This is a genomic window from Leptospira kmetyi serovar Malaysia str. Bejo-Iso9 (assembly GCF_000243735.2).
Taxonomy (GTDB): domain Bacteria; phylum Spirochaetota; class Leptospiria; order Leptospirales; family Leptospiraceae; genus Leptospira; species Leptospira kmetyi.
This window is the reverse complement of sequence record NZ_AHMP02000003.1, coordinates 2,692,588-2,718,757: the sequence shown is the minus strand read 5'-3', so window position 1 is coordinate 2,718,757 and position 26,170 is coordinate 2,692,588. Positions and strand designations below refer to the sequence as shown.

Annotated in this window: 17 protein-coding genes; 9 read left to right on the top strand and 8 right to left on the bottom strand. The window is 44.8% G+C overall.

Annotated elements, in window-relative coordinates; all coding sequences use genetic code 11:
- The first annotated feature begins 160 nt into the window (after positions 1 to 160).
- The 4 genes from LEP1GSC052_RS15135 to LEP1GSC052_RS15120 all read left to right on the top strand — a co-directional run bounded on the left by LEP1GSC052_RS15135 (position 161) and on the right by LEP1GSC052_RS15120 (position 7,661).
- Entirely contained in the window at positions 161 to 1,171 is a 1,011-nt protein-coding gene (locus LEP1GSC052_RS15135; RefSeq protein ID WP_010573410.1) for a hypothetical protein, read from the top strand.
- Positions 1,156 to 1,590: a hypothetical protein gene (locus LEP1GSC052_RS15130; RefSeq protein ID WP_020985679.1), complete on the top strand. Its 435-nt coding sequence runs from the start codon at positions 1,156 to 1,158 to the stop codon at positions 1,588 to 1,590. The genes LEP1GSC052_RS15135 and LEP1GSC052_RS15130 overlap by 16 nt, the downstream gene beginning before the upstream one ends.
- A gap of 27 nt (positions 1,591 to 1,617) precedes the next feature.
- Positions 1,618 to 3,342, top strand: coding sequence for a GMC oxidoreductase (locus LEP1GSC052_RS15125; protein ID WP_010573412.1), 1,725 nt, complete (start codon positions 1,618 to 1,620; stop codon positions 3,340 to 3,342).
- A gap of 119 nt (positions 3,343 to 3,461) precedes the next feature.
- The gene (locus tag LEP1GSC052_RS15120; RefSeq protein ID WP_010573413.1) at positions 3,462 to 7,661 is read left to right on the top strand and encodes an AAA family ATPase; all 4,200 of its coding nucleotides are present in this window, start codon (positions 3,462 to 3,464) and stop codon (positions 7,659 to 7,661) included.
- A gap of 137 nt (positions 7,662 to 7,798) precedes the next feature.
- Here LEP1GSC052_RS15120 and LEP1GSC052_RS15115 read toward each other — a convergent pair whose 3' ends face one another.
- The 3 genes from LEP1GSC052_RS15115 to LEP1GSC052_RS15105 all read right to left on the bottom strand — a co-directional run bounded on the left by LEP1GSC052_RS15115 (position 7,799) and on the right by LEP1GSC052_RS15105 (position 13,706).
- Positions 7,799 to 8,509, bottom strand: a complete 711-nt coding sequence (locus LEP1GSC052_RS15115; protein ID WP_010573414.1) for a class I SAM-dependent methyltransferase — start codon at positions 8,507 to 8,509, stop codon at positions 7,799 to 7,801.
- Between the two features lie 166 nt (positions 8,510 to 8,675).
- On the bottom strand, positions 8,676 to 10,244 hold the full coding sequence (locus LEP1GSC052_RS15110; protein ID WP_010573415.1) for an FAD-dependent oxidoreductase: 1,569 nt from the start codon (positions 10,242 to 10,244) through the stop codon (positions 8,676 to 8,678).
- A 48-nt stretch (positions 10,245 to 10,292) separates the two neighbouring features.
- Positions 10,293 to 13,706 carry an alpha/beta fold hydrolase gene (locus tag LEP1GSC052_RS15105; RefSeq protein ID WP_040913626.1) on the bottom strand — a complete coding sequence of 1,138 codons (3,414 nt, stop codon included), beginning with the start codon at positions 13,704 to 13,706 and terminating at the stop codon, positions 10,293 to 10,295.
- Positions 13,707 to 13,958: 252 nt separating this feature from the next.
- On the opposite strand from LEP1GSC052_RS15105, the gene rsgA reads away from it, so the two are divergent.
- The 4 genes from rsgA (at position 13,959) to LEP1GSC052_RS15085 (ending at position 18,935) form a co-directional block, all read left to right on the top strand.
- Positions 13,959 to 15,038 (top strand): ribosome small subunit-dependent GTPase A, encoded by a 1,080-nt coding sequence (gene rsgA / locus LEP1GSC052_RS15100; RefSeq protein WP_010573417.1) that lies wholly within the window; start codon positions 13,959 to 13,961, stop codon positions 15,036 to 15,038.
- Positions 15,039 to 15,162: 124 nt separating this feature from the next.
- Positions 15,163 to 15,744 carry an RNA polymerase sigma factor gene (locus LEP1GSC052_RS15095; protein WP_010573418.1) on the top strand — a complete coding sequence of 194 codons (582 nt, stop codon included), beginning with the start codon at positions 15,163 to 15,165 and terminating at the stop codon, positions 15,742 to 15,744.
- Between the two features lie 15 nt (positions 15,745 to 15,759).
- A complete protein-coding gene (locus tag LEP1GSC052_RS15090; protein WP_010573419.1) occupies positions 15,760 to 16,353 on the top strand; it encodes a ClpP family protease in 594 nt (197 codons plus the stop codon).
- A 110-nt stretch (positions 16,354 to 16,463) separates the two neighbouring features.
- Positions 16,464 to 18,935: a hybrid sensor histidine kinase/response regulator gene (locus LEP1GSC052_RS15085; RefSeq protein WP_040913625.1), complete on the top strand. Its 2,472-nt coding sequence runs from the start codon at positions 16,464 to 16,466 to the stop codon at positions 18,933 to 18,935.
- A gap of 17 nt (positions 18,936 to 18,952) precedes the next feature.
- On the opposite strand, the gene LEP1GSC052_RS15080 is transcribed toward LEP1GSC052_RS15085, so the two are convergent.
- From LEP1GSC052_RS15080 to LEP1GSC052_RS15065, 4 genes are all read right to left on the bottom strand, one after another.
- On the bottom strand, positions 18,953 to 20,284 hold the full coding sequence (locus LEP1GSC052_RS15080) for a condensation domain-containing protein (RefSeq protein ID WP_020986632.1): 1,332 nt from the start codon (positions 20,282 to 20,284) through the stop codon (positions 18,953 to 18,955).
- A gap of 9 nt (positions 20,285 to 20,293) precedes the next feature.
- On the bottom strand, positions 20,294 to 21,391 hold the full coding sequence (locus LEP1GSC052_RS15075; protein WP_010573423.1) for a fatty acid desaturase: 1,098 nt from the start codon (positions 21,389 to 21,391) through the stop codon (positions 20,294 to 20,296).
- Positions 21,392 to 21,498: 107 nt separating this feature from the next.
- On the bottom strand, positions 21,499 to 22,614 hold the full coding sequence (locus LEP1GSC052_RS15070) for a helix-turn-helix domain-containing protein (RefSeq protein ID WP_010573424.1): 1,116 nt from the start codon (positions 22,612 to 22,614) through the stop codon (positions 21,499 to 21,501).
- 1 nt (position 22,615) lies between these two features.
- Complete coding sequence (locus tag LEP1GSC052_RS15065) at positions 22,616 to 24,319, bottom strand: B12-binding domain-containing radical SAM protein (RefSeq protein ID WP_040913060.1); 1,704 nt, start codon at positions 24,317 to 24,319, stop codon at positions 22,616 to 22,618.
- 133 nt (positions 24,320 to 24,452) lie between these two features.
- On the opposite strand from LEP1GSC052_RS15065, the gene LEP1GSC052_RS15060 reads away from it, so the two are divergent.
- Positions 24,453 to 25,712, top strand: coding sequence for an esterase/lipase family protein (locus LEP1GSC052_RS15060; RefSeq protein ID WP_010573426.1), 1,260 nt, complete (start codon positions 24,453 to 24,455; stop codon positions 25,710 to 25,712).
- 16 nt (positions 25,713 to 25,728) lie between these two features.
- On the opposite strand, the gene LEP1GSC052_RS15055 is transcribed toward LEP1GSC052_RS15060, so the two are convergent.
- Complete coding sequence (locus LEP1GSC052_RS15055) at positions 25,729 to 26,169, bottom strand: ABA4-like family protein (RefSeq protein ID WP_010573427.1); 441 nt, start codon at positions 26,167 to 26,169, stop codon at positions 25,729 to 25,731.
- Position 26,170 lies beyond the last annotated feature (1 nt).

The following is a 26,170-nucleotide window of genomic DNA, read 5'->3' as shown; positions in this document are numbered from 1 at the left end:
TGAATCGGAACGCCTCTTTTACAAGCATATTTTTCGAATTTCAAACACGACGCTTCGTTCTTTAAGAACTTCGAGCTTTTCCTAAAAAATGTCAGGAAAATTGTCACGGAAGTAAACTATTGTTGCAATTGTTGTTAAAAAAAGTATTTATTGTCGATTTATGTTTTGGAAGAAATTGACTAAATTCTTTTCCGTTCTCCTTTTGTTGTTATGTCACAGCCTATATTCGTATCAGGAGGACGGACATTTTTATACGGTGCAAACCGTTTTGAATAATTTTCATACGCCTTCTCCGTTGACAAAGGATGAAACCGCACTCGTAGCTTTTTGCACTCAGCTTCCGGACGAGGTTCCCGAATTGGATGCGATTTCAGTTTACCAAAAGTTGGCGTTTAAACATCCGTTCGATTATCTGCTTTGGGTTTTTACCGATCAGGGTTCGCCTAAGACCTTGGGAAGAATGGCGGAAGTACAACAGTTGCTTCACGGTTTGACCGGAGGCGACAGCGAACATCTAAGAAACGTCGCGCTTGTTACGCTCGATCGTCTTCGCACCGAGCTTACTTCCAAAAAAGAAAAACCTCCCGAAAAACTTTGTGCGTTGGGTTTTGCGTTTCATCTTTTGGGAGATTCGTTTGCACATCGTAAACTACGAAACGATAAGAAGATGTATCCCACCGGAAGAGGGCACGCTTCCGATATGACCTTACCCGATCATCCGGTTCATAGTATGGAACGCGTTTCCGATTGGGAGAATTACGCAAAAGGAATTCCGGGTTTGTTTCGTTCGAACTTAAAAGACGTCGTGATCAACGACGACTTTCCGAAAGCGAAGGAACTTACGAACAACAATCCTTGGCATTGTATCTTCGGTTCCAAGTGCGAGGATCGACTTCGGAAAATTCTTCTCAATCGTTTGACCGAATCCAAATCGTATCCGAAATACAATCCGATTCAAAAGGAACGTTATCCCGCAAAGAATTGTCAGGAATACGTGGAAAAGGTCGTGGAACAAAAAGATATTCCTTTCACTCCGAATTGCGGAGGTTCTTGGAAAATTTATAAACAGGTTTCTTTGGACGTTTGGAAACGTCTCGGCTATTTCAATGATGAGAAATCGCGCAAACAAATCGAACTCTATGAGGGAGACGACCTATGGCAGAATCGTTAAGCGAAGAAAATCCCCGTAAAAAAAGAAAAAAGAAAGTAAAGAATAAGTCGATCTGGGGAGAAGTGCTGATCGTATTCGCGGGTTTTCCCGTTCTGGTCGCTTGGATCGCCGCGCGCACCTTCGTGTGCTGGGATAATCTGAGTTATACGGGTGAAGTGTTTTGTACGATTTCGGGCGGAATCAATCCTCTTCTTCTCGTGTTGACATTCTTCCTGATCCTGTTCAGCTTTTTCGATCTTCATCAACTCGGAGACGAAATCGAGGAATTGCCTAAGTGGTCTTCGAAACGGATTTATAAGGGATTCAAGTCCTTGGAAAAATGGGATAAGTTTCATTTTATCTTTTCCTTTCTTTCGTTTTTGGGCGCCCTGATCATCGGGATTTATCTTCTGAATCATTTTGAGTTTAGTTTATTCTAATATACACATATATTCTTTGGGGTTGTAATGAAAAAATATGAAGCGGTTGTGATTGGTACCGGTTTCGGCGGAGCCGTAAACGGTTGTAGACTGAGTAAAAAGTGGCCGGGACAGGTTTTGATTCTGGAACGGGGAAAACGTTATCCGAAGGGCTCCTTTCCGCGTTCTCCGCACGATATGTCCAAGAATTTTTGGAACGTTCCCGAGGAGAACAGCTCCAAGGTTCGTCCGAAAAAGTTGTCCAAGCTGAATCAAACCGGATTGTTCGACATTCGGAACTACAAACATATGGACGTCGTGATCTCCGCGGGATTGGGCGGAGGTTCGTTGATTTATGCGAACGTGTTTCTCGAACCGCCCGATCATATCTTCGACGAACGCTGGCCCGCAAACGTAAAAAAGAAAAGTCTTACATCGTATTACAAAATCGTAAAAGAGGTTTTGGGTTCGAGACCGATTCCGATCAACGACGATCCGCGTAGAAAAATCGTACGCACCGAACTCTATCAAAAGTTCGCAAAGTCCGCGGGAAGAGAATCCAAACTCGCGGACATCAACGTATTCTTCGGAAACGATTTTAAAAAACCGACCGAGATCGGACTTCAGGAAAAGAATCGTTACGGCGCGGTTCAGACTTCCTGCGTGTATTGCGCGGAATGCGATATCGGATGCAACACACATTCCAAAAACACGCTGGATTTGAATTATCTGTTCGTTGCGGAGAATAAATACAAAGCGGACGTTCGAACCGAACATCTCGTTCATAAGATCGTTCCTCTCGGACCGGACGGAAACGACAACCCGTCCGCGCACGGAGAAAACGGATACAGGGTTTACTACAGGGATCTCGGAGGAAAAACGAAAGAACTCACTTCGGTCGTAACGAAACGAGTCGTCGTCTCCGCGGGCACGTTAGGAAGTACCGAACTTCTTTTGAAATGTAAGGAAGAATTCAAAACGCTTCCGGATATTTCCGATCATCTCGGACTTCAATTTTCCGGTAACGGAGATTTCTTATCCTTTGCCGTGAAAGGGAAAGAACCCGCCAATCCGAACTATGGTCCAGTTATCACTCAATACACGGATTATAATTTATTCAAGAGTTACGATCCGAAAAAAGCGTTCGTACTTCAGGACGCGAGTTATCCCGTCTTCGCTTCTTACTTTGCGGAAGCGGCGATTCCTTGGTTTTTAAGAATCGGATTTTTCTTTCACATGATCGGAGAATTGTTCAAACGATTTTTGAGCGGAAAAATTTTCGGAAAGGTCGGTTATCTATTGAGCGAACTGATGAAGGGCGATTTGTCCTATACGTCGGCGGTTTTGCTTTGTATGGGAATCGATCGCGCGGACGGAAGAATGGTATGGGATCGAAAAAGAGGATTTCAAGTTCAATGGCCGCAAAAGAACAGTATGTCGCTTTATCAAGCGATTCTCGGAGTGATGAAGGACTTCGCTTCGTTTATCAAAGCGGATTCTTACTTTCCTCTTCCCACTTGGGCTTGGCCGATTCGTAACAACGTCTCCGTACACCCGTTAGGCGGTTGTATACTCGGGAATTCGAAAGCGAACTCTGTGACATCCGCGGATTCCAAGACATTCGGTCAGGTTTTTTCGTATCAAGGATTGTATGTTGCGGACGGAAGTTTGTCTCCGACCGCGATCGGAGCCAATCCATCCATGACGATCGCCGCTCTTTCGGAAAGAGTTGCGGAGGGGATTACGGGAATTAAGCCGACAGCGAAACTTTAGTAAAAAAATCATAATTCTGCAAGCACGGAAACAATGTGGAGAATTTTTAGCCAAAAATATTCGTCTAACAGGCTTGCAGAATTAAATACACAAAAATAACATTCGTTTTTAGGATTAATATGAATAGCGCAACGGAATCCATCAAAGACACACTGGAACTGATCAGACCTTATCTCCCCTCCGCGATCGTTCGGAGGTTGGCGGATTCCAACGAATCGAAACTGCAACGATCCCAATCGTTTCACGGCGCCGTTCTATTTTTCGACGTTGTCGGGTTTACTCCCACCACTCTCGCGTTAGCTGCAAAAGGAACCCGAGGCATCGACGCTTTACAAACCGTTCTTTCCAATTACTACACCGCGCTGTTAAAACATCTCAACGAATGGGGAGGAGCGGTTTATCAATTTGCGGGCGACTCCGTGTTGGTCAGTTTCGAAAAAAAAGAGGAAGAAACGGATGTCGAGGCCGCGCATCGAGTCGCCACATGTGCATTAGGAATTTTTAATTCGATTTCCGAATACAGCTCCAACGAACTTTTGGGAGAAACGGTGAACCTTCCCGCGCGCGTAGGACTTGCTTACGGAGAATATCAGGAATTTATCTTAGGCGAACAGGATCGATTCTTAAGAGCCGTGATCGCCGGAACCCCGGTGGATCAATCCATTTCAGCCGAAAAACACGCGTTAGGCGGTGAGATCATTCTCAGCGCGGATCTTTGGAATCTTCTGCCCGCATCCAAAGTGGGAGACGCGGTGAATCCGAACTTTTATCGTTTGGTCGATTGCGAAAAGAGCGATAACATCGTCGCGCCTCCTTCCCGTTCCAAAGCGGAGGATCGGATTTCGGACGAACGATTCTTCAAACGTTGTAAACGGTTTATCGTCCCCGAGTTGTATCAAAGAGCGACGAGCATTCATAAGGCATTTTCGGGAGATTATCGGGAAGTCGCTTCGGTTTTCGTGCGGATCGATTCTCCCTTGGAATCGAGTACGGATTCCAGAAACTTCAACGATTTTTTCACGCACGTTCAAAGCGTCGCGGCGGCTTGTTCGGGAACGTTTGTTGTCACCGATTTATCCGATAAGGGCGGCGTGTTCAGCATTCTTTTCGGAGCGCCGGCGGCTTTGGAAAACAAGGAAGCGTTGGCCGCAAGATTTTCGATTCGATTGATGGAAGGAGCCGTGAATTATCCGGCGGCAAAGAATATTCAAATCGGAATTTCAACGGGAATGGCGTATTGCGGAGATTTGGGCGCGCCGTTTCGAAAAGACTTCACGGCGATCGGCGAGATGATGAACATCGCCGCAAGACTCGCGACCCTCGGCGGTCAGAGCGGGATTCTCATCGATTCTCAAACTAAAGCCAAGTTGGGTAAGAATTTTTCCTTTCACGAAATCGGCGACGTGGAACTCAAAGGGGTTGCGGGAGCCAAAAAAGTTTTTCAACTCACGGGAGAACAAAAGAATATTCCCGGTCTTTTGATTCAATACAGAGATACGATGATCGGAAGAAAGGAAGAGATCGATCGTCTTCATAAGATGTTGGATACCGTTATCGAAAAAAACGGGGTCGTTTGCAGAATCATCGCGGACGCGGGACTCGGCAAGTCGAGATTGACGAACACGTTTATCGATCAGGCTTACGATCGGAACGTGGAGATTCTCATCGGTTATTGTTATCCTTACGAAAAGTTTACTCCATTCTATCCTTGGAAGGAATTGTTGAGTCTTTTCCTCGGAATTTTCGAAGACGATTCCGTGGAAACAAGAGTAAACAAGGCTGAAAAAGCATTAGATACTTTGAATTCGTTCGATCTCGCTTGGGCCAAGGCTCTGGTGGCTCTTATGGGAGTTCCCGTCGAAGAAGATCCTTTGACCAAAGAACTCGATCGTAAACAGAAGAACGAAAGATTGTTCGAGATCATCATCTCTTTGTTACGCGAAAAAGCGGAACAAAAACCTTTGATGTTGATCTTCGAAGACGTTCACTGGATCGACGAACTTTCCAGTCGTCTTTTGGAAAAACTCGCGTCGAGTCTTCCTTCCATGAAATCTATGTTGATTCTCGTTTCCAGACCGGAAGGCCAATTCGCGGAAGAAGCGGTTTCGCCTAACGAGGAATTGATCCGTCTGAAGGAATTCAAACCGGAAGAAGCGAAGGATTTTCTCATTCATAAGTTTCAGATGGACACGAGCCAAGAGGAATTTTTGGATCAGATTCTCAACCGATCCAGCGGAAATCCTTTCTTTCTCGAATCCATCGTTCACAACTTAATCGAAGAGGGGACTCTGAAAAAACTGGAGAATGGAACCCTTTCTCCTTCCGATAAAACCAGGGACATTCAGATTCCGAATACGTTAAACGACGTTCTTCTGGCGCGCGTGGATCGTCTTCAAGAAAGGGAAAAGATCGTTATCAAGACTGCTTCCGTGATCGGACGTTTGATCAACGTGGAAACTTTGAATCATTTGTTGCCCGTCGAGTTCCGTTCCGAAATTCAGAATATTCTCCAGAGTTTGGAAGGTTTGGATCTGACTCCTTTGGAAATCACCGATCCGCTTACGTATATCTTCAAACATATCGTGATTCGAGACATCGTCTATAACACTCTTTTGCATTCCACAAGAGAGGATCTTCACAAAAGAATCGCTTCGTTTATCGAGCAGGAAAACGACGATAACATCGTGGAGATGGCGGACATTCTCGCGTTCCATTATCAACAGTGTTCCGATTTCGAAAAAGCTTCGAAGTATTCTTTGATGGCCGCACGCAAGGCGAGAAGCAGATACGCGAACCGCGACGCGATCTATCACTACGGCAAAACTCTCGAGTTTATGGCTCAGTTCGAAAAGTCGAAGAGCGATACGTATTACGAAATCACCCAAGAACTCGCGCACGTTCATCGTCAGCTCGGAGAATATTCCGTCGCGGAAGTTCTTTTTAAAGAATGTCTCGAAAACAAATCCACTCTCAATCTGATTCGTTCTTATACCGGTCTCGGTCAGGTTTATCAGGAACAGGACGATATTTCCAGGGCGATGGAAACCTTGGAGAAGGCGCTTCGGATTACCGGCGTTCGTCCTCCGGGAAGCCGACCCGATACGATTTTCAAAATCGTATTACAACTTCCTTTTGTTTTTAGATTCTCCTTATTCGGTTCCTCTTATACTTCCGCGAGCAAGGCGGAACGTTTGAAACTCAGATGTATCATTCTCGTGACTCTCGCAAAGTTATACATCATGAAGGACATCAAGAAGTTCGGCTGGTCTGTGTTCACTCAATACAACGCGACACAACGTTTTAACGATCCGGTTCGTCAGTCCCTTGCGGAATGCGCCCTTGGTCAGGTTTTTGTGGGAATGAATCTTTTCGGACCTTCGAAACATTTCTTGATTAAGGGAAGAGAACTCGCGGAAAAAACCGGAGATCCGTACGCGAAGGCGATCAGTCTTTTGGTTCAAGGCGTATATTACATGATGCTAAACCGTCCCGATCTCGGACTTCCGTTTCTTCACGATTCGATTTCGATCTATCGTCAAGTCGGGGAGAAATGGGATTTGTTATCCGCGCTTTCATCGGGCGGGTTTCTCTACTACTTTCAATCCGATTTTAGAACGGCGAAAAAATACTTCGACGATATCGGAGAAATCGCGAGCGACTTGGGCGCGCAACTTCAGCTCCGATGGACTCGGATTTGGTCCCCGTATTTCGGTTATCTTCTCGGGGAAGTGGAGCCTCTCGAATTGGAGAAACGACTGTTGATCGAAGTAGAAAGAGCCGCTTTGGAAAACGACGTGATGAACGAACTTTCCACGATCAATAAACTTCTCAAACTTGCGATTCTCGAAGGTTGGCCCGAAAAGGCGGCGCATTGGTCCAGAAGAAGTTACGCCGGATTCTTAAAATGTGAAGTGAAGTTTCCTCAACTTCAAATCGGTAACGTTTATCTTGCGGAAGCCGCTCTTTACGCAAAGAACGAATTGGGCGATAAGAGTTTAAACAAGATCATAAACTACGGTTTGAAGAACGGTTTAAAACTCGGAAAATCTCTTCCGTATCTTTACGGACCGGCTCTGATGCTCAAAGGAAAACTGAAGTTCTACGCGGGGGATCGCAAAAAAGCAGAAGCCATCTTTAAGGAAGCGGAATCCTTTTTGTCCAACACGCCGAATCAATGGGAATACGCGACCGCTCTGTATGAAGCCGGTCTTCTTCTGGACGATCAGGATAGAATTTCCACAGCTACGGGAATTCTTCAACAGCTCGGAGCCAAGGCCGATCTCAAACGTTTGGAAGAAAACCGTTCGGTTGTTGTTTGATCGAAACCGTGCAAACGTAAGAATGGAGAATGAGTGATCATCTCTGACGATCCGAAAGACGCTTTATCGAAGAGGAATTCTAATGTGGGAATCCGTTCGACTTTACAAAAATCTTAAAACGTTTTCGTTCTTTCCGTTTACTTCGCTTTTTTTCCAACGAAGAATGCGATCGCGCCGATCACATACAGTTCGTATTCTTTAAAGTTTTCTTTCAGAGCCGCTTCGAGATCGGGAAGAGTGTCCTGAGTATTGTGAAAAACGCCTTTTTTGTTTAAATTCTTCATTCCTCTTCTCGATAACAAATGAGTTTGACCGAGATCGTGTAATCCCGTGGAACCGAAGATCACACCGTCGGGCGTGCGGATTTTCAAAAGATTTCGAAACGCGGTGGAAGCCTTTGTACGAATCGGACCCGGAACGCAGTGAAACAAAAAACTCATTCCGATCGAATCGAATTTTTCCTTCGTCTGGATCGGCTCGAGAATGTTGGCTCGATACGCGTTGAATTTTCCCGCGAGATGAGAAAGTCTTCTTCTCGCTTCGATCAAGCTGTTCGCGTTGAGATCCATCACCGAGATCGTGGGTTTTTCGACGGGGAATTTCGCTTTTTGCAAAAGATAACCGGTTCCCACTCCGATATCCAAATGATTTCCGGTTAAATTTTTCGTGTATAAATCGACCATGTTCTGTGGATCACAACGCCAAAACCATCTGCTGATGATGTGTAAAACCACGAGGTCGTAGACTCTTAAAAAACTGCTCGTATAAACTTGTTGTCCGGCGATCACTTCCGGACTGTATTGATTTTCAGACAAACCAAGGTCGATATAGAGTTGATCCTGTTGCATTTTTTGTCCCTTTTCTATGTTTGCGACGTTCGGATGCGGACGCGTCGATTCCGGAACGATTTATTTCCGTTTGAAATAGTTCAAGTATATTCTTAAATTAAGGTATTCTTGTATTCAAAAAATATGGATTACTTTCGTTCTCGAATCCCTTGTTTGCGCGATCGATTTATAAACCGGCACAGATCGAAGCCGCGGTATGTTCCGCGACCGCTGAAATCGTCATTACGGGATGAAATCCGATCGAAGAAGGAATCACCGATCCGTCCGCGATGAATAGATTCTTATAACCGAAAACTTCGCCCGTTTCCGCGACGACTCCTTTGTCCGGGTTCGCCGCGAGAATACATCCGCCCAACGAGTGAACCGATATGATTCGATTGAATAACAGAAACGTTGCCAGTGGTCCGAATTGTCCGCCGTATGCGTCTCCTACTTGTTGCATCGAAGCGGTCATATCCTTAATGAGAGTTTGATTCTCTTTGGAATAATTCCACTTAACGTCGATGTTTTTGCCGCAACGGACGATTCTTCCGTTGGCGTTGTCTCTTCCGATCGCGAACAGGTTCGTCATATAAGTCGGGTTTCCCGCTCCCGGAGCTCCCGGAGGTAGAGGTTTGGAAAGCAATCCTTTCTTAAAGATAAAAGGAAGAATCCATTGCAGACTTTTCCAAAAAAGAGGACCGATCAATCTCAAGAACCAATTCGGTTTAGCAATTCCTAAGGAAGCAAGAACTGTCATCACGGGTTGATTGAACGTAGGAGCCGCCATCGTAAATTGAAAACCTTTCGGAAAATAATTAATGACCGTGGTCACGTCCGGGCCGTCCCAAGGTTTGAGATCGGTTTTGCTCGATTCGATTCCGCCTAAGAAATCTCCGTTGCCGGAATATCCTTTACCAAGATGTTTACTCAGGTTCGGAAGCGTTTTGTATTTGTCCCTGCTGTTGAAAAGAATTCGGTTGGTGCCCAAGGTCCCGGCGGAAAGAACGACCCGCTTCGCGTATACGGCATGTTTTTGTCCGGTTTCGGTGTTCTCGTAATAAACTACGTAACCGTTCTTCGGATCGGGAGCGATATGGGAAACCAAAGAATCGGTTTGAAATACGGCTCCGTTTTTTTGCGCGTCTGCAATATAATTAAAATCTAATGTATTCTTCGCCCCGTGATTGCAACCGAATTCGCATTCGGCGCAACGAACGCAGGTCGATTGTCCCGGTCTTGCAGGGCTCAACCAACTTGCGGCCTCGTCCGGATCGAAATACGTATGTTGATTGAGTTCCGCGGCCGCGCGAAATTTATTTCGTTTCGGAAGATCCCATTCGGGAGGAACCGGTTTTACGTCCAACTTGGAGGCGACCTTATCGTAGTATGGATCCAAATAACTTCTGTTAAACGGAGAGGGCCAACGAGGATCGTCGAAAACCTTTTGATCGGGCCGGATATGAATGTTGGCGTAAATCAAAGACCCGCCGCCCAAACCGGAAGCGGTTACGGTTCCGAGTCCGCTGAAAAAATTCAGTTCGTAAAGACCGAGGGATTTTCTTTTTTTAGGATAACGCCAAAGTAGATTGTTCACTTGGGTTACGTCTCTCGGGAATTGTCCGGGAGAATATTTTTTTCCCCTTTCCAAAACGAGAACCTTTTGACCTTTTTCGGAAAGTCTTAGCGCGCTGATGGAACCCCCGAATCCGGAGCCGATGACGATTGCGTCGTAATATGAGTTGTCTTGTAACATTCTTTCTTCCGTTCGATAATATTATAAAATCTTAAAGTATTTGATTCTTCAGTATTTGTTTAAGGACTGAAGAATCAAAGGGAACACGTCTTTGTGAGCGTTCTTTCCGAACATACAATCGATATGTCCGTAACCCGGAATCACGTGACGTCTATACTGATTCGGATCGAACCGGTTGATCAACTTTTGATAAGTCGCTTCGGTGCTTTCCGGAAGATAACACTGGTTTTCCGCTCCGTGAATGAACGTGATCGGAAGATTGAGCCGATCCAAATGAGGAACGTAAACGTCTTCTCCCTGTGCGCTTACCACTTTGTGAGCGCGGATCATCTTCGATAAATGTTCGAAAGCCTTGATGTTCGAAACGCCGAACATTTCTCCCAAACCGTATCGATAGGTTTCTTCATTCAAGTTTTCTAATTTATAAAGACTTCCGTAGAGGAAGGTGATTCTTCTGCTGACCGGATTTACGTCGTGTGCGAATAACGATTGGGGCTGTAACGCCAAAACGCTGTTGAAGAATTTGTCCAGCCAGCCGTCGTGATCGCTCGTGTAAGCGGTCATGTCTTCCACGCCGAGCGCGTCGAGAATTTCGGCCGTATGAAGTCCCACCTTGATGTCCATCGAAGTCGGAACCTCGACATCGGCGGAAATTTGGGAAATCACAACGGAACGAACTCCCTCCAAACCTGCGAGTAAGGCCATCGTAAACGTGGTCGCGCCGAAACAATGAGCGACCACTTGGATCTTATCGACCTTGGTCAGTTCGCGAACCTTCTTAACCGCGGCGGGATAATCTTTGGTTGCGATCACGTCTCCGGTGTTCGGAAGAGGCGCTGAAGGAAGTGCGATCGAAGTTCTATAATCGAAAAGCCAAACGTCGAACCCGTTCGCGTACAGATATTCCAAAAGATTCGTATCGATCGTATCGATGCTGAAGATCAAACTCGAAACGCCCAAGCCCGGAGATAAAAGAACCGGTCCTTTGTTTCCGCCCTTATATCGTAAAAGTCTTAAGTCCGCTCCGTCTTCCGCTTTGAAAAAATGAACTTCGGGCGGAGAAACTCGAAGAGGTCTTTTGGTTCTCGGTCTTGCGTCCTTGTCCCAAGGAACGATGGAACTCGCAACGCCTCCATAGACGTCGTATAACGCGCCCGCAAAGAACGAACCGAACTTGGCCATTCCTTTTACATCGTCGAGGATGGACTTCGCATTAATAACTTTCATCGTCGTCATCTGTTTGGCGAAGTCTTCGGGAAGAATATGCAGAATTCCTTTACCATAAACTGGAGAATTTTCGGTTTCACCGTCGTAGATGGTCGTATAGAGAGTGCTCGTATCTCTCCAGATGTTCGTAAGCCCGTCGTTTTGAATCCACTTGGCGCCCACGAAAAGATATTTCTTACCTTCTTCCGTGTTGAGAATCATACGATAGACCATGTTTCTGGTTTCGACCCGATCCTCTCTGGAAATAAAAAGCAGAAATTCTCCGCCCGTTACGGTGATGACGTCTTTGGATATAAAAGGAGCCTTTACGGTTCCGAATAACGTGGCTTTGTGATCGGGATTGTCGATCATCTCTTCGAGGTTTTCGCTTCGGATCGTAAGAAGGAATTCGATCGAAGATCCTTCGTCCTTTCCGATTTGATATCCTCTTTCCGTATCCTCTTTGGATTGTGTGGAAAAGAATCCCTTCATACATTCCGTGAATTCGATTCCTAAGGTCGTTTCGTCCGAAACGTCCGCGTTCTTGGGATAAGAAGGAAGATGATAATTGATCTTGAGTCCTTTTTGTTCGGTGAGTTTTTCGCAGGCTCTTTCCGAAATCGCGCAGATCGTCAACAACGGATTGACTCCCAACGATCTTGGAATCACGGAACCGTCCATCACATACAAACCTTCGTGGACCGCCGAACCGCTGTTAGCTGAATAAACCTGACAGTTTTCGTTGACCACCGATGAACTCGCGTCCTCTCCCATCGGACAACCGCCGAGAGGATGAACCGAAATCAGATCCTGATCGGTCAGTTTGTTCCATACGGGATTCTTAATATAAGTTCCTTTGAGCGGAACGGTGGATTCTTTGAGAATGGTGCTGATCTTTTCGAAGATCGGTTTTTTACCCACATTCGGCCAGGAAATTCTCAAACGATCGTCTTGAAGAAACATCTTACCGTCGTTTCCGTCGTGAGCCATCACGAGATAAGTCTGCGTGTTTCGAACCGCGCCGCGATACGGACCGAGAATAAAACTTAAGAATATTCTAAATTTCTCAACTACCCACTGAAAAAATCCCTTTTTGGTTTTTACGCCCGTGAGTTTGGAACCGAGGGCGAAGATCGCCGGAAGTTGTCCGCGGATCGCACCCGGAATCGAACCTTCTTCGATGATCATTCCTTCGTTCAAGGGAGAATTAACGCGCGTATCGATCACTCCCGTAATACAAGGGCCCACGTTTGCGTTTCCGTTCGTATTCTTACTTCCAAAACCGATTCCGTTGATTCTCTTGTTTCCATTATAAGAAAAACCTAACATATCGCCGTTTCCGCTAAACCGAACTCCGACCGCGTCGGAAACGCTTAAACCTTTCTCCTTGGATCTCAGAAGAATTTCCGTGGAACCCAAAGCTCCCGCTGCGAGAATCACCGTGTTTGCACGGATAAAAAGTTCGTCCTTGCTGAATTTTTCGCGATCCACTCCCAAAGGAATGAAGTGAACGAGCCAATGATCCGATTTCTTTTCGATATAATTCACTTTTACTTCGGTGAAGATCTGCGCTCCGAAGTTGGTCGCGTCGGGAAGATAATTCATCAACGTAGTGTTCTTGGAAGAAACGTTGCAACCCGTTACACAATCACCGCAGTTCGTACAAGCGTCCTGTTTGACTCCGACGTGATTCAACTTCGATTCGAACGTAACGTTGATCGGAGTCGGATAGAAATCCTTCTTCAAAAAAGAAGCGGACGTTTTCAACGCTCTAAACTTCGCGAGATCGCGGTATTGACTCGGAAGAACGTTCGGTCTCAGCATCTCTTCCGCTTTGGAATAATACGGATCCATCCCGTGACGCGCGGCTTCTTCGCGAATGTTTTTCGGCCAAGCGGAATCCTGAAACACTTCGGGAACCGCTCTCAAACTTACGTTCGCGTTGATAAGCGAAGTTCCGCCCAAACCGCATCCCACCAAAACGTTGATGTCTTTGTTAAAATGAAAATCGTATAAACCGCTTTTGGAACCGATATGTTTGTCCTCATAGTTCGCTTGAACTTCTTCAAAAGCGGGGATTTCCTTGTTCGGAAATTCTCCAGGTCTGATTTCTTTACCTCTTTCCAGAAGACAGACTTCGATTCCGGCTCTGGAAAGTCTCGAAGCCGCGATTCCGCCGCCGTAACCGGAACCGATTACGACCGCCTCGTATTGACTTTTAATTTTTTCGATGGGTTGAGAAATTTTTTTAATCAATGTTTTTGCCTGGGTTAAATTGGCAAAATATTTCCAAAAAAGGAAAATATTGCAAGAAAAATAGCGATGAGAGGATTTGAATTCGTGGAAATAATTGAGTCGTTCTTTGGTTGACTTCAAAATATCACTTACGGAATCTATTATCGAAAGTTCGAATATGATTGTTTAATTCCTTTTTGAAAATCTAAACCCTCGAATCCGCCAAACGGATAGGGGCGTTATGTATCTTAATTCAAAATCAGTAGGAATCAAATGTCACTATCAACTTCAATCCTCGTTTCATACGGTTGGGATCCGGAAATCTTTCTTACGGAATCTCCATCGATCGAAAACTTAAAACCCGGACGGATTCTTTCCGTTTACGGAGAATATTCAAAAATTCTAACGGACCAAGGCGAACGTAAGGGAATCCCCTCCGGAATCCTTTTATCTTCGGGAGAATCCATCGTCGCTGGAGATTGGGTTCTCGTACGCGAGATCGACGGAGACGATCTTTGTATCGTGGAAAAAATTCTTCCTAGAAAAACCTTTTTAAGAAGAAGCAATCCCGGGAAACGAAACCGTTCCCAAGCGATCGCGTCGAACATAGATTTGTTGTTGGTCATCATGGGTTTGGACAACGATTACAGTCCGAGAAGAATCGAACGTTATTTGTTCTTGGCGAAGGTAAGCGGAGCGCAAACCGCGATCGTGTTGAACAAAATGGATCTTTGCGAAAATCCCGAAACCAAATTCGAAGAAATCAAAACCGTCGCGGGGGAAATTCCGGTGGAAATGATTTCCGCTTTGGACGCGAATCAGACTTCCGCGATTCTCCGTTTTATAGAACCGGGAAAAACGATCGCGTTTTTGGGTTCTTCGGGCGCGGGTAAGTCGACGATCATTAATTCGTTGTTAGGCGAAAACGTCCAGAAAACGAACGGGGTGAAAATCTCGGACGGAACCGGAAGACATACCACGACTCACAGGGAATTGTTTCTGTTGCCCGGCGGCGGAATTCTGATGGACAATCCCGGAATCCGCGAAGTCGGACTTTTTACCGGAGGCGACGAAGACGAACTCGACGAAGTATTTCCGGAGATCGCCTTGGCAGCGGAACAATGTCGCTTTAACGACTGTTCGCATAACGGAGAACCGGATTGCGGAGTCGCCGCGGCTTTGGAAGACGGAAGAATCGAAGAGGCTCGATATTCTTCCTATTTAAAACTCTCGAAAGAGCTGAGGGCCTATCGGATTCTAAACGATCCCGAAGAGGCGAGAAAGAAAAAACAAAAGGACAAACAGATGTCCAAGGCTTTAAAAAATCGGCTGAAAGATAAGGGTAGAATGTAGACATCCATTAGCCGTTGATTCTCCTTCGGGCCGCTTCGGGAAATAAAATGCTTTTTCCGAAAAATTCCCGGAGGAGAATCGTTTTTTAAGAACTAAAATTCGGCGAACCGGGACTTTGAAACGTATGAAAGACAAATCCTATATCGAACTTTTGGAAAACGCAAAGGCAGGAGATCTTAAATCCTGGACGGAATTGCAGAATCGGTTTTCCCGCTTCGCTTATCAACACGCGGTGAAAATTCTCAAGGACGAGGATCTTTCCGAGGACGTCGTTCAGGAATCCTTTTGGGATCTTTATCGAAACTTAAACGCGATCAAGGTTCTTGAAGCGTTTCCGATTCTTCTCAAAAGAGCCGTAATCAAACACGGGGATAGAATCCTACGAAAAAAAGAAAACCAAAGTCTCGTTTTCGCCGATCTCCAACAATTCGAACAGAACGCGGGCGAAACCCATCTTACCTATTTCGAAAAGGAACGTTCGGAAGCGATCCTGAAAAACGTAAACCGACTTTCTCCCGAGGATCGAAAACTGATCGAGTTGTATTATTACAAAAACTTTACGTTAGACGAAATTTCAAAGTCACAGGGAAAAACGCTTTCGTTTATCAAAAAAAGACATCTGAAGTTGAAGGATATTCTCCGGGACGGGATCGGTGAAATTTACAGACCCGAGGCTTGTCTTCGATTTCTTTCGGTCGCGGCTTAGACGGAGGAGAATACATTGGAAGCAACTCAGATTTATTCTTCTCCTCAGATCGAATCGGTTTATCTCGAACAACGAAAGGTTTTTCTTTGGGGAGAAGTCAACGACAACTCCGCGAGATATTTGATCGATCGATTTTTATATTTGGAAGCGGTCGATCCCACGAGACCGATTTCGTTGTACATTCATTCTCCCGGTGGTTCGACTTACGCGGGTTTGGCGATCTTGGACGTAATGAATAGCGTTCGTCCGCCGGTGTATACGACTTGTTTGGGAATGGCCATGTCTTTCGGAGCGGTTCTTCTTCTTTGCGGTGATAAGGGAAATCGTTCGGCGTATCCGCACAGTAAAATTCTCATCCATCAACCTCATGTTATGGGAGAATTTAAAGGTCCCGCGGAGGACATTCGTATTTTTGCTGAATCCGTTAAGAGGGAAAAGGACCTTTTGAACGAAATTATGGCAAATGCCACGGGACAACCTTTGGATCGAATCGTACAAGACACGGATCGGGATTCTTGGTTTTCCGCAAAGGAAGCGCTGAAATACGGAATGATCGATAAGATTCTCGGTGCGGGAATCGAGGAAAACGAATCGTCTAATCGATTTTAAAGAACGCCAAAAAGATCTCGGGTTGAAAAAATCTTTTTACTCATAAAATAGATCTCGGAAAGTATCTCAAAAATAACCGTTCCGATTTTTTGGTTCTTTCCGTTTTTAATATGAGATTTTTATTATCATTCGGCATAACGATTCTACTCAACGCTTCTCTGTTCGGCGAATCCGAGTTCCCCGTTTCCGGCAAAATTTCTCAGTTGCAGAAGAGCGGTTCTTTTCGTTCCTTCATGCATTACTTTAGCGATGCGAAAGGCGAAGACTTAAAGGAAAAAATTTTCAACCGAGACGAGTCGCTTTCTTTTCAAACCATTCCTTCCGAACTGATCTCTCTCGGTTTTACGAATCATACCGCGTGGTTTTACATTCCGTTAAAGAACGATACGGACGTAAGTTATTACGGAAAGTTCGAAGTTTACAATCCTTATCTTCAGGAAGTGGACATTCATTATCGTTATGCGCACGAGAATATCGTTCATGAAATTCTCGCCGGATCGAACCGCACCTACGACGAAAACTTTCCCACGTTGGACTTCGATCTTCGACCGGGCGAAGAGGTTCAGATCATCTGCAGAATCAAAAGCGGAACTCCTCTTCGAATTCCTTTCGTTCTTCAATCCGAAAAAGAATATCGTGTTACGAAACAATTCAGATCGATCGTCGTCGGTTTGACCGTCGGTTTCGGAATCGCGATGAGTTTATACAACCTTTCGTTGTATTTCTTTTTCCGAACGAGGTCGTATCTATATTACTTTCTGATGTTGACCTTTTTCGCGGCTTATCTCACGTCTTGGGACGGATTGGCTTTGCCTCTTTTTAAACCGAACTACGGACACTATTATCTTCCGGTCACTCTTCTTCTCGTTTACAGCGCGGCCTTGTTTTTGTTTCTTTTTTCTTTGGAGTTCTTATATCCGGATAAGGTTCAAAAGGACAAACGCGCGAGAATCACCACGTATACTTACGTGTTCTTCAATCTTCTTCTGTTTCCGTTGTCCTTGTTGTATCCGACTCAACTGAATCAATTTTCATATTATCTAATATTGATCAACAACCTCATCATCGTTTACTTTTGTATCATCCGGATTCAAAGCGGCTTTAAATCGGCGAAAAGTCTTTTGTTGATTCACATGATCTTTCCGACGGCGGGAATTCTCACCAATCTCAGCGCGTCCGGCGTGATCTCTCTCGATTATTTTTCGTTGCACATTCTTAAGTTGGCGTATATCTCCCAATCCGTTCTTTTTTCGATCATGCTCGTTCAGAGAATTAAGGAATTGGAATTCAGACTCAAGGACGGATTACAATCCGAGATTCATAAGAACATCATTCTTCTCAAAAAGGAAATCCAACAAAGAAGAGAAACGGAATGGGAACTCATTCAAGCGAAGGAAGTCGCGGAAAAAGCGTCCCAGGTTAAAAGTAGTTTTCTCGCGAATATGAGTCACGAAATCCGAACTCCTATGAACGGCGTGCTCGGAATGGTTCAGCTTTTGGGAACGACGAAACTCAACGAAGAACAAAAGGAATACATCAAGATTCTTTCCGGTTCCGCCAAATCGTTGTTACAGATCATCAACGACATTCTCGACTTTTCGAAAATCGAAGCCGGAAAAATCTCGCTCGACAAGGAAGTTTTTTCGATCCGTTCCGTTCTGGACGAGATTCACGATCTTTTGTATCCTCTCGCAAAACGAAAACAGATCGACTTCAAGCTGGAAGGCAAGTTCGACATTCAGGAATACGTTTACGGAGATCAACTTCGACTTCGTCAGATTTTATGGAATCTTTCCGGAAACGGAATCAAGTTCACCAATCGCGGCGAAGTCGTATTAAAAGTTTCTCAGAAAAAAATTTCCGACGAAAATATTCTCATCGAATTTACGGTTTCGGACACGGGCATAGGAATTCCTCCCGAAAAACAGAAACAAGTTTTTGACGCGTTCTCGCAAAGCGATACGTCCACGGCGAGAAAGTTCGGCGGTTCCGGTTTGGGTTTGAGCATCACCAAACAACTCGTGGAATTGCAAGGCGGAGTTTTGAGTTTGGAAAGTAAGGAAGGAAAGGGTTCTCGGTTTTCTTTTTCGATCGCTTACGAAATTCCGTCGGCGTCCGAAATCGAAACGATTCTCGAACCTGCAAGCGCGAAAGATTTGGAAGGAGTTTCTTCGGACGTGGTTCCCAAGAAGATCCGAATTCTCGTCGCGGAAGACAACGAAACGAATTGTCTTTTGATCGAAAGGGCTTTGAAAAAATTGGGATACGATCCGGTTGTCGTACATAACGGCAGTGAGGTGATCGAAAGAATGCAGTTGGATACGTTCGACATCGTTCTTATGGATATTCACATGCCCGAAGTCGACGGGATCGAAGCGACCAAATGGATTCGTTCCCAAAAACAGAACGAGGAACTTCCGATCATCATCGCTTTGACCGCGGACGCGATCGAAAGCAGTAAGGAAAAATACGTTTCCAAAGGAATGAACGACTGTCTGATCAAACCGTTAGATCTGGCGATTCTAAAAAACACTTTGGATTATTGGTCGGATCGGGTCGAAACGTCTCACTGGAGATTGTAGATTTCGATTCGGAATATTCAACTTCCTGCAAGTCTCTTTAATTTTTCCTCAAATCCCAATTGAAACTTTTCCAGATCTTTTCGTATCCATCGATTCAAGTCGCAATGGATGTAGATCGTTAGTTTTCCCTCGTAAGTCGAAGCCGAAACGAAGACCGGTTGGGATAGGGACGGATGGACCGTAAATGATACATTTTGAATATTCTTAATTTTGAATTTTTCTACGGAAGGTAGAATTCCCACGTTACTGAGCGCCGAAGCCTGCGGAAATTTCTGCAACAAAGCCGAAAAAAACGGAATTCCATTGGGTTTGTTGAGAATCTGTTCCGCGCTCGGAAGTAGATCGTAAAAACGGGTTCGTTCGTTCGGATTGCCGAGTTGCAATTTGAGCGAGGATGAAATTTCCCGAGCGACTTCCCAAAAATCCGAACCTTTATGAATCGGAACTCCGACGGTCAACAAGGTGATATAAAGTCCGAGTGTGGATGCGGAAGTTCTTTCGTTGAGATAGGGTTTTAGATCCGCAGGATTGGAAAGATTGAGTAGAATCGGATCTTCCGTTTCCAGCAGTTCCCGCAAAGAGAATAGTTGAACGGCTCCGAGAATTCCGTGTAAGGTGGTTCCGTTTTTTTTGGAACGAATTAGAAGTTTTTCAAGTTCGGTTTCGTTGATTTGAAAACCGTACAGAGAAGGTTTTGCGTTTTCTTTCTTTTTGGAAAAAGAAGGGATCGTTCCCGTTTTGATTTTTTCGGTCTTGGGAGCGTCCGTGTTTTTTGCTTTTGGATCGATTGGTTCGTAGCTTTTATCGGACAAAAGGGAGAATGCCGAGTCCGGGATATTTATTGAATTTTGAATATTCGATTTATCTAAATTATTTTTCGTGGCGTTCAGGACCTCTATCATAAAATATGCGCCGGATCGGCCGTCCGCAATGCTATGATGAAAAATCAAAACGAAAATCCGTCGATCCGCTTCGAGTTCGATCATCAGACTTCGGATTAACGGAGATTCTCCTAAAGAAAAAGGAGCGATCATTTCTTCCGCGACGAGGTCCGTCCAATTTGTTCCTTCGGATCGTAAGGTCCGGATCGGAATTCGATTTTCGTTTCCGATCCGAAAGGTTAAGTAGGTTCCATTTTCGAGCTCGATCCTTGCGTTTGCGAGCGGATGTTTGGCTTGAACGTGATCGAGCGCTTTTCTGATTTCGTTTTGGTTCAATTCTCCGTTTCCTTCCGCGATCACCGCGAAGTTCATCGAGGACGCTTGATCCAAAAGCCAAAACGCGGATTCCGCTTTGTCTAAACTTCTTTCCCGGATCTTGATTTTTTCCAAGTCGTTCGTGTTCTGCATCGATCTATGTTATCTTGGATTGGGAATTTGAAGTTTTGTAGGTTCGGAAAGTTCGAACTCATTTTCGGAAACGAGTTTGGAATTCGATCGGAACATACTTGCAAAATCGTTAAAACGAATTCCGTAACGTTTCATCGCGGGAAGCGCGTAAAACGCAGTCCACTGTCTGAGATAAAAAGGTTGATTTACAACGAAGTGATGAATTCCGTGAGTCGCTCCGAAGTTGAAACAGAAAAGATGAAAGGGAAACACAAACCAAGAATTCAAAACCTGGGTTTGATTGTAAACGTTCGGTATATCGCCGTAGTAGTGCATGTTTGAAGACACGATCTGGATCGAAGTTTGACGAAGCCAGTTCGGAATCAGATAGACCACGGCCGCCGCGTTTAGAATCGATCGGAACGTCTGTAAAAACTCCGGTTCGGAAATCGGAGTTCCGACCAAAACATTCAAAATATGGAATGCGTTTAACAACAAAAACGAATACCACGAAAGAAAGAAGATTTCCCGATAAGGTCCGATGATCCGAGGAGCTTTGATCTTTCTGAGTTGGGAATACGCGTCCTTTGCGACTTTTCTTCCCTGAAGAACCAATGCGAAATTTCCGTCGATCATCGTAAGAATTCTTCTCAAACCGAAAGGCATTCCGTTTCCGATCATTCTTTCCTCCACGTCTTCTTTGTTTCCGGAAAGTTTATGATGAAGAAGATGAATCTCCCTTCTAAACCAAGGATTGACCGTATTCGCTCTAAAAAGCCAAACGACCCAGAATATGAAGTTTTGGATCTTCGCATTTCCCTTATGATAAAGATTATGAATCAGATCGTGTTCGATCTCGTGGAGAAAGGACGCAAGGATCGCGTTGGAAACGATACAAACCCAAAAAGGAATCGCTCCGATCAAATAGAGCGAGGCGAACAGGATCATACCGGATGCCGAGCCGATCGTGATCGATAAACCGATCGTATCTTGATGTCGCGTTAAAAAAGGAAATCTAAACCGAATTCGATTGTCCCAAAAACGGATCCATTGAATGATCCGTTTCGTCTTTTCCTTTTCGGAAAACGTTTCGTAGGGTTTGGTTCGAGTTTTCACTTGAGAATTCATAAGTCGCCTCTTCGATCGTCGAATCGGGTTATGCTAACTCGCTTTCGGAAAGTCGTCGTCCCAGTTTATAAACCGGGTCCGATCCGATTGAAATTCTATCCTAGTTTTTAAAATTCCGAAACTTTTTTCCGATTCTTTTCCCTGTATTCGGACGGAGACAAGCCCGTTCCTTTCTGAAAAGAACGATGAAACGACGTTTTGCTTCTAAACCCCACTTCATACGCGATGTCCAAAATCGACCGTTCCGGTTCGTTTAACAAAAAGTCGCACGCGTCTCGAATTCTATAATCGTTGATCAAAGCCGCGAAATTTTTTCCCATCTCCTGATTGATGAACTCCGAAAGCTGATGCGGAGTCAGCGCCAATTCGTCGGCTAACGTTGATAAGGTTAAGTCCTCGTCCCGAAAGATTTTTTCCTTTTCGAGACATTGAAGTAGATTTTCCCGCACCGTGTTTCGATCGATTCCTTGTAAAAGCGATCGCGCGTATTTTTTGGCTGTTTCCATTGCAACGTTTTGAAGATTTTGAAAATACTGCGGATATTTTCTTCCGATTAGATAAGAAACACAAAGGCTGAACGCCATCATCGAAGAACTCAAAAGAAGAAAGAAAACGTTTCGATCGATCAAAAACAAAGTCGCAACGGAATGATTGAGGATCGTAGCGCATAAGATAAACAAAAGAACGCGCGCGGTCCATTCGTTTCTAAGAATCTCGCCTTTGAACAACATTCTGCTTCCCTTAAGAATGGAAAGAATGTAAGAAATCAAAATTCCCAACGGCAAAACGCAGATCCAATCCGCAGAACTTCTTTCGATTAAAAAGAAACGGATTTCGTCCTCGATTTCGGAACTTCGTTTAACAAAACTGAGAAGATAAATCGCCCACAGAATTCCGGGAAGAATCCAGTGTTTTATTCTTAACCCGAATTTGGTTTGTTCGAAATTCGGATCTTGGATGATTTTATGAATCCCGTATAAAACCGGACCGATCGTTCCCAACACAGGAAGATACAAAAGAATCAAACGAGGATAAAAATTCTCGGGTTCGTAAACGATGCAAAGAACGGAGATTTGTAACACTCCTAGACAAACGAACAACAAAGCGAGAAGTCGGTTGAGGGCCGTGATTTTATTTAAAACCATTTGACCCGTGCAGAGTAAAAAACCGAGATACGATCCGAAAACTGTATAAGAGATTAGAAAAAGTCGGAACGTTTCCATATCAGACCGGACGAAAATCGAGTTTGGAATCGTTCGCGCTGGAAGAAACTGATTCCTTTAAATCTTGAAGATCGATTCTTCCTCCGCTCAGCGTGGTTATAAAATCCAATTCCGAAAACACTTTCTCGAAAACCTCGTAACGAAACTTATTCAAACGAAAGAATTCTCCGTTTGTGGAAGCGTAAAGAATTTTTTCGTCCGTGAGTTTTTTGAAAAGGGAAACGCCGAGCGCGGATCGAATTCCGGAATTTTCTAATATTCTTAAAATGTCATGGAGCGAAACGGTTTCCTCTTTTGGAACGGGCGCGCTTTTTAAAAAATTCAGAATTCGGGTTACGATAAAAAGGGAATAAATTTCCTCTCTTTGAAAATGTTCGGAAGGAATCGCCATCGAAGTCAATCGGGAAAGAAAAATATCGGATTCGCTTCTTTTCGGAAAACCGCTCGCGATCGGAGAATTCGGAGTCAGATAAAAAAGAGAAGCACCCATCAATACAGGTTGTCTCGCGTTAAACCGAAGCGTTTGCATCATCGAATCCAAAGTTTCCATCGGAAGTCCCAGGATTTGATAGGATGTGATTTGAAATCCGAGTTCGAAACCTTCTTGAACGATCTGAAGATATTTTTCGATCGTATGCGGTCTTTTGGTTGTTTCCCGAACGAGTTTGTCCGAGCTGACTAACGCGAGATTCAGATTTGTAAAACCGGCGTCCTTCATCAGATGAAGAAGTTCGCTGTCCAAGCTGATGTAGGAAATTCCGTTCATCGCGACGAATTGAACGTCCTTGTTCGGAAATGCATTGATCAATTCTTCGCAAAGGCGTTTCATTTCGGGACGAAAGAAGGTTAGGTTATCGTCTTCAAAATCGAAAACTCGATAACCCAATCGATACGATTCCTTGATTTCGTTTAATACGTTCTCGACCGTGTTTCTTCTATACTTGGTTCCGAAAGTGGTATGAACCGAACAAAAACTACAGCGATGCGGACAACTTCTCGAAGTTATGATAAAACGCATCGGCTTTCCTTCGAAAAGATAGTGTTCCTTGGACAAAGAGGATAGATCGGGAGGAGGAAGTTCTTGTATGGAAAAATTCTCGCCGATCGGGTTTAAGTTCAGTCTTCCGTGTTCTTTCCATCCGAGAGAATCAACGAGCGCATAACGTTTCTCGTTTTGAAACTCGTAAAGAAAATCGCAGAGCGGCTTTTCTCCTTCTCCCCGAATGATAAAGTCCACGTTCGGATCCGACAACATCAACTCCGGACAGGCGGAAACGTGAGAACCTCCCATCAAAACGGGAACGTTCAAAACTTTTTTAATCGTCTCGGCGGTTTTTAACGCCTCTCTGTAATAAGGGGAGAATAACGAAGAGATTCCGACTAGATCCGGTTGTAACTCCTTAACTTCGTTCGCGATACTTTCGTACGAAGCGCCGAAATGGAAATATTCAAAAAACGTTGAGAACGGACTTTTATCGGGAACGGGATAATAGTCCTTTAAGTATTTGAGTTCGCTCGGAATCGGAACCGTTCTCCTTCCCGCGAGTTTGTTCCCGAGTCCTCGATGAAAATCGCGGATGATTACTTCCACATCGGGTAAGAATTTTTGAACGGCTCCTTTGAGATAACAAAGTCCGATCGGTTGCAATCGAATATCCGTATCGTAAAAATCCTCGACCGGCGGTTGAATCAATAGGAGCCGCATGTCGCCATAGGAACATAAAGAATCGTAAGATCAAGTCACTTCGCTTCTTCTTCGATCTTGAAAAAGAATTTTATCCGTTGACTCATCGCGGTTTTCGTGTTATCCTTCGCGGGCGATGAAAGGAGAAAAGGAAATGCCTTACAAACCCACACAACCGAGCATGGATCTGAGTAAGTTGTTGGTTCGACTTGCGAAGGACACTTCGGTGGGAACCTTGGAAGGCGTTCGTTCGATTCTTACCGAGTCGTTCGACTGGACTTCCAAACAACTTTCTCAGCTTTCGGACGCGCCTTTGATTCAGAACACGAGTTTGTCCGAATTTCTTTCCAAGTCCGGAGAATCGTTAAGAAACGCGGGTCAAAAGACCGAACAAGGTCTGACCCAGGCTTTGACTTCGACCGCTAAGGCGATGCACGTCGCGTTAGACGCTCTTGAGAATGCGGACATCGTTGTTAAACGAACTCTTTTCGAAAATATTCCCGTATCCAGCATCGTGGGAGAATCCTTTGCGGGGCTCGTTACGACTTCGCATATCAAAGCGTCTTTTCGTTTGGACGGAAAGGACGTAGAATATCAAGAAATTCTAATGGACTGGAAGAATTCCAAACTTCCGAACTTGATCCTTTGTATTCCAGGTTTGTTCTGCGACGAAGGGCTTTGGAACGCGAAGGGAGAAGTTCCTTTGTCCGATACGATGAAAGAATGCGGTTATTATCCGATTTATCTTCGTTTTAATCCGGGAATTCATCTTTCCACGAACGCCAAGCTTATGCTCGAGCTTGTGGAGAATCTTCTGAATTCTCTCGAATTGAAAGATAAAACGTTAGACGTCATTGCTTATAGTCAGGGCGGTCTGATTTTCAGAAGCGCTTTGTATCAGGCGAGGACGAAAAATTCTCCCTTTCCGAAAAAAATCCGCCACGCTCTTGTGATCAATTCTCCGGACGGAGGATCTTATATCGAGAAGATCGGCTTTTGGCTCGGGCTCGGAGCGGAATCTTTGCCGATTCTTCCGGTGAGCATCGTGGGTTTTATCGGGAACCAAAGAAGCGACGCGATCAAGGATCTTTCCCACGGAATTATCAGAGAAGAGGATTGGGTTCACAACGATCAGATCAAAAGATATACGAACGATTCCTACTTCGGGGAACTCGACGATATTAATGCGACTCAGATTTACAGTCTCGTCACCGAGGAAGAATCCAAATGGTCTTCCTGGATCGGAGACGGGATCGTCGAGAAGCCGAGTCTTACTTTGTTAAGCGACAAGGTGTATCGTAAAAAACCGAATCCGGAATCGCGTGTCTATCGTTTGTTGGAAACTTCCCACTATCAGGTGATGACACATCCGGAAACCAGAGAAATTCTTCGTAAAGTTTTAAAGAATCGCTGAGAGGTAAGAAGCCGTTCTATTCGAACGGCTGGTCGATCAAGATCGGTTTTCTAAGAATCGTTCTGAGAAGCAGATAACTTAGTAATCCGAAAGGTCCGAACATAAACGTAGCGATCTGACAAGGAATCACAAGCCAGCGCGAGATTCCGAGCTTTTCTGCGTTTGCGCTTTCCCACGTTCCCACGAAAAGATCGAACGCGAGATAATGAATCCAACCCGCGACAAGAACGGTTTGATTCTGAAAAAGCAAAGTAACCCCCTCCAAAGAACCGAAGTTTCCTTGCGTTTTACCAAAACTGAATATTAGTAAAATTGTATAAACGCTTCCGAAAAGAAGCGTTCCTAAAAAACCGGTCGTAACCAACCTCGTATGTTTCCATTTCGGCGCAACGATCAATAAGACCCAACCCGCGAGCGCGACGTTGTTTGCTATTTTAAATAGAAGGGAAAGCTCCATT